This window comes from Kitasatospora sp. NPDC023118 (assembly GCF_055560875.1).
On record NZ_JBVHHW010000022.1, the window covers coordinates 125,800 to 136,421 of the forward strand.

At 75.8% G+C, this 10,622-nt stretch carries 5 protein-coding genes; 4 read left to right on the plus strand and 1 reads right to left on the minus strand.

The window, feature by feature from the left end; genetic code table 11:
* The first annotated feature begins 67 nt into the window (after positions 1-67).
* From pabB to ACZ3UD_RS26595, 4 genes are all read left to right on the plus strand, one after another.
* Positions 68-2,191: an aminodeoxychorismate synthase component I gene (gene pabB, locus ACZ3UD_RS26580; protein WP_465592644.1), complete on the plus strand. Its 2,124-nt coding sequence runs from the start codon at positions 68-70 to the stop codon at positions 2,189-2,191.
* Positions 2,192-2,289: 98 nt separating this feature from the next.
* Positions 2,290-7,401, plus strand: a complete 5,112-nt coding sequence (locus tag ACZ3UD_RS26585) for a type I polyketide synthase (RefSeq protein WP_465592646.1) — start codon at positions 2,290-2,292, stop codon at positions 7,399-7,401.
* Between the two features lie 57 nt (positions 7,402-7,458).
* Complete coding sequence (locus ACZ3UD_RS26590; RefSeq protein WP_465592649.1) at positions 7,459-8,490, plus strand: ATP-binding cassette domain-containing protein; 1,032 nt, start codon at positions 7,459-7,461, stop codon at positions 8,488-8,490.
* Entirely contained in the window at positions 8,487-9,335 is an 849-nt protein-coding gene (locus tag ACZ3UD_RS26595; protein ID WP_465592652.1) for an ABC transporter permease, read from the plus strand. Before ACZ3UD_RS26590 ends, ACZ3UD_RS26595 begins: the two co-directional genes overlap by 4 nt.
* Positions 9,336-9,392: 57 nt before the next feature.
* Here the strand turns inward: ACZ3UD_RS26595 and ACZ3UD_RS26600 are convergent, their stop codons facing one another.
* A complete protein-coding gene (locus tag ACZ3UD_RS26600; protein WP_465592655.1) occupies positions 9,393-10,268 on the minus strand; it encodes a N5-glutamine methyltransferase family protein in 876 nt (291 codons plus the stop codon).
* Positions 10,269-10,622 lie beyond the last annotated feature (354 nt).

The window sequence follows — 10,622 nt, forward strand, 5'->3', positions numbered from 1 at the left end:
CGCCGGCCGCCCCGCCCTTGAGCTGCAGCCGGCCCCGCCCGGCGGCACGGCACGACAAGGACCACTGATGCGCACTCTCCTGGTCGACAACTACGACTCGTTCACCTACAACCTGTTCCACTACCTCGCCGAGGTCAACGGGCGTGAGCCGGAGGTCGTCCGCAACGACGACCCCTCCTTCCGGCCCGAGCTGCTCGACGACTTCGACACCGTCGTCCTCTCCCCCGGCCCCGGCACCCCGCACAACCCCTCCGACTTCGGCCACTGCGCCGGGATCGCCCGCGAGGGCCGGCTGCCCGTCCTCGGCGTCTGCCTCGGCCACCAGGGCCTCGCCCTCGCCCACGGCGCCGCAGTCGGCCGGGCGCCCGAACCCCGGCACGGACGCACCTCGGACGTGCGGCACAACGGCACCGGACTCTTCCGCCACCTGCCCAACCCGCTGGAGGTCGTCCGCTACCACTCGCTCGCCGTCACCAGCCTCTCCCCCGTGCTGGAACCGATCGCCTGGGCCACCGACGACGGCGTGCTGATGGCCCTAAGCCACCGCGAACTCCCGCTGTGGGGCGTGCAGTTCCACCCCGAGTCGATCGGCACCGAGGCCGGACACCAGCTGCTCTCGAACTTCCGGGACCTCGCCGAGCGCTTCAACCACGCGCACCGCCACGGCCGCGGACGCGCCCCCGGGGTACCGCGGCCCCGCACCCGGCCCGACCCCACTCCGCTCCCGGCCACCCGGCAACTGACCGTGCTGACCCGGAAGATCGATACCCGGTGGGACGCCGAAACCGTCTTCGACCGGCTCTTCCGGATCGGCAGCCACCCGTTCTGGCTGGACAGCAGCCTCCCCGGCGGGCGGCTCGGCCAGGTCTCCGTGATGGGCAACGCCTCCGGCCCGCTCGCCCGGGTGGCGAGCGCGGACGTCTCCCGGGGAACCGTCACGGTGACGGCCGAGGACGGCACGCGGGTACTGGAGGACGAGTTCCTGCACTGGCTCGACGCGGACCTCCGCTCGCTGCACGTGGAGGTGCCCGAGCTGCCGTTCGACTTCGCGCTCGGCTGGGTCGGCTGCCTCGGCTACGAACTCAAGGCCGAGTGCGGCGGCGACCGCGCCCACCGTTCGCCCGATCCGGACGCCGTCATGGTGTTCGCCGACCGGGCGGTCGTCCTTGACCACCGCACCGGCGCCGCCCACCTGCTCGCCCTGGCCGAGGACGGCCGGGAGGGGCCCGCCAGGGCCTGGCTGCGGGACACCGCCGCCCGGCTCACCGGCCCTGCACCGCGCACCGACCCGCCGGCCCACAACCCGCCCGGCCAGCCGGCCCGCCTACGGCTGCGCCACCCCCGTGAGGCCTACCTCCAGCTCATCGACGCCTGCCAGGACGAGATCGGGGCAGGCGAGACCTACGAGGTCTGCCTCACCAACATGATCGAGGCCCCGGCCGCGTTCGACCCCTGGCAGGCCTACCGAGCCCTTCGGCGGATCAGCCCGGCACCGTTCGCCGCCTTCCTCGGCTTCGGCGGGCTGTCCGTGCTCAGCTCCTCCCCCGAGCGCTTCCTGCGGATCGGGCCGGACGGGGTGATGGAGTCCAAACCCATCAAGGGCACCCGCCCGCGCGGCGCCACCCCGCAGGAGGACACCCTGTTCGTCGCCGACCTGGCGACCAGCGAGAAGGACCGGGCCGAGAACCTCATGGTCGTCGACCTCGTCCGGCACGATCTCGGGCGGTGCGCCGAGACCGGATCCGTCGTCGCCGACCCGCTCTTCGACGTCGAGACGTACACCACCGTCCACCAGCTGGTCAGCACCGTACGGGCGCGGCTGCGCCCCGGGTACAGCGCCGTCGACGGCATCCGCTCGGCCTTCCCCGGCGGCTCGATGACGGGCACGCCCAAGATCCGCACCATGCAGATCATCGACCGCCTGGAAGGCGGCCCGCGCGGCATCTACTCGGGAGCGATCGGCTACCTCTCGCTGACCGGCGCCGCCGATCTGAGCATCGTCATCCGCACTGCCGTGGTGAGCGAGGGGCGGCTGCGCTACGGGGTGGGCGGCGCGATCATCGCCCTCTCCGACGCCGAGGCCGAGTTCGACGAGACGGTGGTGAAGGCCCGCCCGCTGCTGGCGCTGCTGGACACCACGTTCCCCGAGCAGGTCCCGGTCGTTCCCCGCGCCGCATCGCGTCGACTCTAGGGAGCCTCTTGGACCTGTCTTCGAACTCCCGTCGTCCGCCCGGAGGGCGGGACTTCGAAGACAGGTCCTAGGGCTTTCCCGACGGGCCGCGGTCGAGGATGACAGCGCAGCCCGCACCGACCCCGGGAGTGAAGGTGTCCGTCCACAGCGATGACTACACGATCGATCCGGCCTCCGGGGCCCCCGGAGCGCTGGGCGGTCACACCCTGCCCGGGGTGTTCGCGGCGGCCGTACGGCGCGCCCCCGACGCCGTCGCACTGGTCGACGGCGACCGCGAGCTGACCTGGCGTCAGTGGCGGACGGAAGTGGCGTCGCTGGCCCGGGCGCTCCAGGCACTAGGCGTGGGCCCGGGTGAGGTGGTCGCGGTCCAGCTGCCGAACTGCTGGGAGTACCAGACCGCTCACCTGGCCGTCGCCGCCGTCGGCGCGGTCATGCTGCCGGTGCACGCCGGGTACGGCGCCGCCGACGTGCGGGCGCTGCTGGGCCGGGTGGACCCGGTGGCGGCCCTGTTCTCGCCGGAGGCGGTGGCCACCGCCCGCGAGCTGCCGGCGGCCGTACCGTCCCTGCGGGCGGTCCTGGTCGCGGGGGATCCGGACGGACTGCCGCCCGGGGTCCACTCCCTGGCCCGGACGATGGCCGACCACGCGGGCCGGGAGCCGCACCCGGTCGAGGTCGTACCGGACCAGCCGCTGGTTCTTCTCCCCTCCTCCGGCACCACCTCGGCGCGGCCCAAGATCTGCCTGCACAGCCACGACGGACTGCTCTCCAACACCGCCCCCGTCGCCGAGGAAGGCGGCGCGGCCTTCGCCGACGCGATCCTGACGGCCTGCCCGCTCACCCACCTGTTCGGCCTGCAGTCCTTGCACACCGCGCTGTTCCGGGCCTGCCGACAGGTCCTGCTGCGCGGCTGGGATCCCGAGCGCTTCCTCGCGCTGGCCCGGCGCACCGCCCCCAGTGCGGTGTTCGCCGTCCCGGCGCAGCTGCACGACATCGTCGGTGCGCTGGCCCGCACCGGACAGCCCGCCGGATTCCGGCCGCACCAGGTGCGCACCGCCGGGGCGGCGATCCCCGCCGCGCTGGCCGCGGACGTGCGGGTGGCGCTCGGCGGCGAGCTGGTGGTGGTGTGGGGCATGTCCGAACTGGGCACCGGCACCCGCACCTCGCCGGCCGACCCGGCCGACCCGGCCGACCCGGACGGCGCCGCGGTGCGCAGCGTGGGCCGGCCGACCAGCGGGGCGCGCGTGCGGATCGTCGGCGAGGACGGGCGCGAACTGCTCCCGGGCGCACCGGGCGACCTCCAGTACCGCAGCCCGAGCATGTTCCGCGGCTACTACCGGGATCCCGAGCTGACCCGCGCGGCGATCACGCCGGACGGCTGGCTGCGCACGGGCGACCGGGCGAGCCTCGGGGAGGACGGGCTGCTGCGCTTCCACGGGCGTGCGGCGGAGCTGATCAACGTGGGCGGGCGGAAGTTCGACGCGACCGAGGTCCAGGAGCTCCTGGCGGCGATGCCGGGCATCGGCCCGCTCGCCGTCGTCGGGCGGGCGGACGCGCGGCTCGGCGAGATCCCGTGCCTGGTGCTCACCCGTGCGGCGGACCCGGCGATCGGGCTGCGGGCCGTGACCGGTTTCCTCCGTGAGCGGGAGGTCGCCGAGTACAAGATGCCGCTGGAACTGGTGACCGTCGACGACCTCCCGCGCACCCCGGCCGGGAAGCTGCACCGACGGTCGCTGGAGGACCTGGTGGCCCAGGAGGCGTCCGTCCCCGGTCCGTCCGCGCTCGACTACCGCGACGCGCTGGACCTCGTGCGCTCGTGCGCGGCCGAGGTCATGGAGCGGGGCCCGGAGGACGAACCGATCGGCGCCGACACGGCGTTCCGCGCGTACGGGCTGGACTCGGTGCGCACCATCCGGCTGCGCAACCTGGTGGCGGAGGCGACCGGCCGTCCGCTGCCGGTGAGCCTCGGCTTCGACCACCCCACCCCGGCCGCCGTCGCGTCCCTGCTGTCGGGCGCGGCGCCGGACCGACCGGACGAGGGCCCGTACGACGCTTCCGACGAGCCGGTCGCGATCGTCGGCATGGCCTGCCGCCTGCCGGGTGGGGTCTCCTCCCCCGACGACCTCTGGACGCTCGTCGCCGACGGCACCCACACCGACTCCGCGTTCCCCGCCGACCGCGGGTGGGACCTCGACGGCCTCTTCCACGACGACCCCGAGCACCCCGGGACGTCCTACGTCCGCCGGGGCGGATTCCTGGACGGCGCAGGGCGGTTCGACGCCGCCTTCTTCGGCTTCTCCCCGCGCGAGGCCCTGGCCGCCGACCCGCAGCAGCGGCTGCTCCTGGAGACCGCCTGGGAGGCGCTGGAGCACGCCGGCATCGACCCGACCGGGCTGCGCGGCAGCCGCACCGGCGTCTTCACCGGCGCGATGTACCACGACTACGGTGCCGGCGCCCCTCCGGAGCTGGAGGGACTCCTCGGGATCGGCACCGCCGGCAGCGCGCTCGCCGGGCGGATCTCGTACTGCTTCGGCCTGGAGGGGCCGGCGCTCACCGTCGACACCGCGTGCTCCTCCTCGCTCGTCGCCCTCCACCTCGCCTGCCGCTCACTGCGCGCGGGCGAGTCCTCGCTCGCCCTGGCCGGCGGCGTAGCGGTGATGGCCACACCGGGGTCGTTCGTCGAGTTCTCCCGGCTGCGCGGCCTGGCCCCCGACGGCCGTTGCAAGTCCTTCTCGGACGACGCCGACGGCGCCGCGTGGGCCGAGGGCGCGGGCCTGCTCGTCCTGGAGCGGCTGAGCGACGCGCGGCGCAACGGGCACCCGGTGCTCGCCGTCGTCCGCGGCTCGGCCGTCAACCAGGACGGCGCCTCGAACGGCATCACCGCGCCCAACGGCCCCGCGCAGCAGCGCGTGATCCGCCGCGCACTGGCCGACGCGGGGCTCGTCCCCGGCGACGTCGACGCCGTCGAGGCCCACGGCACCGGGACCTCGCTCGGCGACCCGATCGAGGCGCAGGCGCTGATCGCCGTCCACGGCTGCGCACGCCCGGCGGACCGCCCGCTGTGGCTCGGGTCCGTCAAGTCGAACATCGGGCACGCCCAGGCGGCGGCCGGAGTGGCCGGCGTGATCAAGACGGTGCAGGCGCTGCGGCACGGCCTGCTGCCGCGGACCCTGCACGTCACCGAGCCGACCACCCGGGTGGACTGGTCCTCCGGCGCCGTCCGGCTGCTGACGCAGGCGCAGCCGTGGCCCCGGGAGGCCGGTCGGGCGCGACGCGCGGGCGTGTCGTCGTTCGGGATCAGCGGGACGAACGCGCACGTGGTGCTGGAGGAGGCGCCCTCGGCGGATTCCGTCGACAGCTCCGTGAGCGGGCCGGTGCCGCTGGTGCTCTCCGCCCGCAGCGAGCCCGCCCTGCGGGCACAGGCCGGGCGGCTGGCCGAGCACGTCGTCGCTCAGCCCTCTTACGCCCTGCCGGACCTCGCGCACGCGCTGGCCACCACCCGGGCCGTCCACGGGCGCCGGGCACTGCTGGTCGGCGCCGACCGAGGTGAACTCGTGGACGCGCTGCGGCGGTTCGCCGCCGGTGAGCCCTCGCCGGTCGTTCCGGCCGCGGGCCGGCGTGACGGCGGCGGGCGGCTCGCCTTCGTCTTCGCCGGTCAGGGCAGCCAGCGGCCCGGGATGGGGCGCGAACTCGCTGCCGCCTTCCCGGAGTTCGCGGCCACCCTGGACGAGGTGTGCGGCGTCCTGGATCCGCTGCTGAGGCGGCCGCTGCGCCCCGTCCTGTGGGACGACGATCCCGAACCGCTGCTCGACCGGACAGAGTTCGCGCAGCCCGCACTGTTCGCCCACGAGGTCGCGCTCCACCGGCTGTTGGAGTCCTGGGGCGTGCGGCCCGACCTGCTGGCCGGGCACTCGGTCGGCGAGATCGCCGCCGCGCACGTGGCCGGGGTGCTGTCGCTGGTGGACGCGTGCACGCTGGTCGCCGCCCGGGGACGGCTCATGCAGTCCCTCCCGGCCGGGGGCGCGATGCTCGCCGTCCGGGCGGCGGAGGACGAAGTCCTGCCGCTGCTGGGCGAGTTCGTGTCGCTCGCGGCCGTCAACGGGCCGTCGTCCGTCGTCGTCTCGGGCGCCGAGGGCGCCGTCTCGGCGATCGAGGCGCACTTCGCGGACCGGCGGACGACACGGCTTCGCGTGTCGCACGCCTTCCACTCGCCGCTGCTGGAGCCGATGCTGGCGGAATTCCGCGGTGTGCTGGAGGGGTTGTCGTTCGCCGCGCCCGCCGTGCCGCTGGTCTCCGGCGTGACGGGGCGCCCGCTGACCGCCGTCGAGGCCCGCGACCCCGGCCACTGGGTGCGGCAGGCCCGGGAGCCGGTCCGCTTCCGGGACGCCGTGTCGCGCCTGGAGGCGGAGCGCGTCGACGCCTACCTCGAACTCGGGCCCGCCGCCGCGCTCGCACCCATGCTCGGTGAGTGCCTGGCCGCCGGGGACGCCGGACCGTCGGCCGCCGTCATCGCGAGCGGCTCGGCGGACCAGGCGGACGAGACGCGAGCCCTGCTCGCCGCCGCCGGTCGCCTCCACCTGCACGGCGTGCCGGTGGACTGGGACGCCGTCCTGCCCGGCGCCCGGCCCGTGCCGCTGCCGACGTACCCGTTCCAGCGCCAGACGTACTGGCTCGCGACCGCCTCCCCGACGCCGCCGGCCGTAGCCGTTGCCGACGTGCCGCTCCTCGACGACCGACTCGCGGCAGTGAGCCCCGAGGAACGCGACGCCCTCCTCCTCGAACTCGTCCTCGCGGAGACCGCCGCCGTAGTCGGGCGCGGCGCCGACGCCCTGGACGCCGCCCACGCGTTCTCCGACCTCGGCGTCAACTCCGTCAACGCGATCGAGCTGCGCGAACGCATCGCCGCCGCCACCGGCACCGCCCTCCCCGCGACGCTCGTCTTCGACCACCCGTCCCCGGCCGCCGTCGTCCGCGCCCTCGGCGCCCGGCTCGACCGGGGAGCCGCACCGGAGCCCACCGCCGTCGACCTGGTCGACCGGCTCGCCGCGCTGCTCGCCGCCGGCACCGCCCTCGACCCGGCCACCGCCACCCGGCTGCGCGACCTCGCCCGGCGCTGCGCCGCACCCGCCGGGCCGGCCCGCCCGGGCCCGGGGCCCGACCTCGACGCGGCCACTGACGAGGAGCTCTTCCGCCTGATGGACGCCGTCGACTGACCCCGTCGGCTGACAGCCCCGCGAGCCCCTGCCGATCCCCCGTACGGAGACCCGACCATGCCCGCCCGCACCGCCCCGCCCCCGCCCGCCGTGGCCGACGACGACCTCGTGATCGAGGCGGTCGACGTCGGCATGACCTTCGGCACCGTCCGCGCCCTCGACTCGGTCAGCCTCGCCGTCCCCCGGGGCAGCGTGCTCGCCCTGCTCGGCCACAACGGCGCCGGCAAGACCACCCTCGTCGGCGTTCTCACCACCGCCCTCGCGCCCACCACCGGCCGGGCCAGCGTCGCCGGCTTCGACGTCCGGCGGCGCCCCGCCGAGGTCCGCCGCCGGATCGGCCTCACCGGCCAGTACGCCACCGTCGACGGGCGGCTCAGCGGACGCGACAACCTCCTCCTGCTCGCCGGGCTGCTCGGCGCCGGCCGCCGCGCCGCCCGGACCCGCGCCGACGAGCTCCTCGACCTGTTCGACCTCGGGCAGGTCGCCGACCGGCCCGCCCGTGGTTACTCCGGCGGCCTGCGCCGCCGTCTCGACCTCGCCGCGAGCCTGGTCGGCCGACCGGAGGTGGTGTTCCTCGACGAACCCACCACCGGCCTCGACCCGGTGAGCCGGCTCGGCCTCTGGGAGATCGTCGAGGGCCTCGTCGCCGAGGGCACCACCGTGCTGCTCACCACCCAGTACCTCGACGAGGCCGATCGGCTCGCCGACGCCATCACCGTGCTCTCCGGCGGTAGCGTCGTCGCCCACGGCACCCCGGCCGAGCTCAAGGCCCGGGTCGGCCGGCGCACCGTCACCGTCGTCCTCGACGGGCCAGCCGGGAGCGAGTCCGGGAGCGACTCCGAGCGCGCCGCCGAGGCACTGCGCCGAGCCGGGCTCGCCCCCGTCACCGGCCGCGAGGGCGCCGCCCTCGTCGTCCCGATCGAGGCCACCCGCGACATCGCCGCCGTCGTCCGGGCGCTCGACGGGGTCGGGATCGAGGCCGCGGAACTCACCTTCGGCGAGCCCGGCCTGGACGACGTCTACCTCGCCCTGGCGCACCGCGCCGACCGCCCCGCCCGTCCCGTCAGCCCGGAAGGACCCGCTCGGTGACCACCACGCTCGACACCGGCCGACCACCCCGCACGTCGACGCCCACCGCGCCCGCCTGGCGCGGCAGTTCGCGGATCACCCAGGTCCGCATCCTCACCGGCCGGTCGCTGCGCGCGCTCGTGACCGACCCCGCGGTGCTGCTCTTCGGCCTGCTCCAGCCCGTCATCACGCTCGTGGTGCTCTCCCAGGTGTTCAGCCGGATGGGGCTCCCGCCGCACTTCCCGCCGGACGTCACGTACCTGGACTTCGTCCTGCCCGCCGTCCTCGTCGACAACGCGGTGCAGTCCGCCGTCCAGTCCGGGGTCGGCCTCGTCGAGGACCTGCAGAACGGCATCGTCGCGCGGCTGCGCTGTCTGCCCGTCGCGCCGAGCTCGCTGCTGGTCGCCCGCAGCCTCACCACGCTGGTGCGCGCCGCCGTCCAGGCCGCGATCATCCTGCTGCTCGGCATCCTCGTGCTCGGCTACAACCCCAGGGGCGGGGCCGGCGCGGTCGTGGCCTCCATCGGGCTGACGCTGTTCATGAGCTGGGCACTCGGCTGGCTGTTCATCGCGGCGGCGGCCTGGCTGCGCCGCGCCGAGCCGATCCAGAACCTCGCGATCATCGCGGTGCTTCCGCTGATGTTCGCCTCCAGCGCCTACGTCCCGACCGCCGACCTCCCGGACTGGCTGGCCGCCGTCGCCCACGTCAACCCGCTCACGTACGCCATCGACTCCACGCGAGCCCTCGCCCTCGGCCTGCCCGGGACGGGCACCGCCGTGTGGGCCCTGCTGCTCGGCGCGGCGGTGGCGGGGGTCGGCGCGTGGCTCGCAGTGGCCGGCTTCCGGCGGCCTTTGACTCCCCGCTGAACACGACCGGCCGGGCCCCCTTCCGCATCCGCGGAAGGGGGCCCGGCCGTCTGCCGGTCAGGAGGAAGGGGCACCGGCCCCGGTACGGACGGCCGTCGAGTAGAGGGGCCAGCCGTCGTGGTCCGGGCGGCAGGACACCTCGGCGAAGCAGCCCGACTCGCGCAGTAGCGCCGGCACCGTCGCGCCGTGCAGGTGGCCGTGCTCGACCACCAGCGTGCCGCCCGGTAGTAGCAGCCCCGCCGCCGCCCCCACCACCTGGCGGACGACCCGCAGGCCGTCGGCGCCGCCGAAGACGGCCTGCCGGGGCTGGTAGCGGCCGAACTCGTCGGGCACGTCGGCCGCGTCCGGCATGAACGGCGGGTTCGCGAGGACCAGGTCCGCCTCGGCCGCCAGCCCGGTCAGTTCGCCCGCCCGGGCCGCCTCGCCCTCGTGGACGGTCACCTCGGTGTCCCCGAGGGCGGCGCGGCGGGCCGCGTTGCGGCGGGTGAAGTCCGCGGCGACGGGGTCGAACTCGACCGCGTGTACCCGGGCGTCCGGCCGTGCGTGGGCGAGGGCGAGTCCGATCGCGCCGGAGCCGGCGCACAGGTCGACGACCGTCGGTGCCTCCGTCTCCGCGACGGCCGCCAGGCCGGCTGCCAGCACGAGCTCGCTGTGCACCCGCGGCACGAACACGCCGGGCCCGACGAGGAGTTCGAGGCCGGCGAACACGGCTCGCCCGGTGAGGTGCCCGAGCGGTACGCCGTCGGCTCTCCTGCCCACCAGGTCCCGCAGCCGCCGTACCGACCTGCCGTCGACTTCCCGCCGCGGATCCAGCCCGGCCGCGTCCACGCCGAGCACCCGCGCGGCGAGTTCCTCCGCCTCCTGCCGTGCGCCCGCGCACCGAAGTATCAGCACCGCCTCGTCGAGCAGGTCCCCGAGCACCATCGTTCCCATCCGTCGCCTCCCGGCCCGTGGTGCGGCGCCCTCGGCCGCACGACGCCGCCAACTGTGCGGCAGGGGCGGCTAGGAGAGTGTCCAGAATTGGCGCCCGAAAGGGTGGGGCGAGCCCCGACGCCGACGGTCGGGACCGCAGACAGGGCGTCGGGGGGGGGGCCCGGGGGGGGGGGGGGGGGCGGGGGGGGGGGGGGGGGGCGGGGGGGGGGGGGGGGGGGGGGTGGGGGGGGGGGGGGGGGGGCGGGGGGGGGCGGGGGGGGGGGGGACGTCCTGCTTGGCGACCGGGTCGCCGTGGAAGGCGAGCACGCCGATGGCCAGGGAAGCGGCCAGGGCGAGGATCGGCGCGGTGGTCAG

Coding starts and splice junctions, on each gene's coding strand:
- ACZ3UD_RS26600 (WP_465592655.1), bottom strand. CDS start 10,268: ATGGGAACGATGGTGCTCGGGGACCTGCTCGACGAGGCGGTGCTGATA.
- ACZ3UD_RS26590 (WP_465592649.1), top strand. CDS start 7,459: ATGCCCGCCCGCACCGCCCCGCCCCCGCCCGCCGTGGCCGACGACGAC.
- pabB (WP_465592644.1), top strand. CDS start 68: ATGCGCACTCTCCTGGTCGACAACTACGACTCGTTCACCTACAACCTG.
- ACZ3UD_RS26585 (WP_465592646.1), top strand. CDS start 2,290: ATGACAGCGCAGCCCGCACCGACCCCGGGAGTGAAGGTGTCCGTCCAC.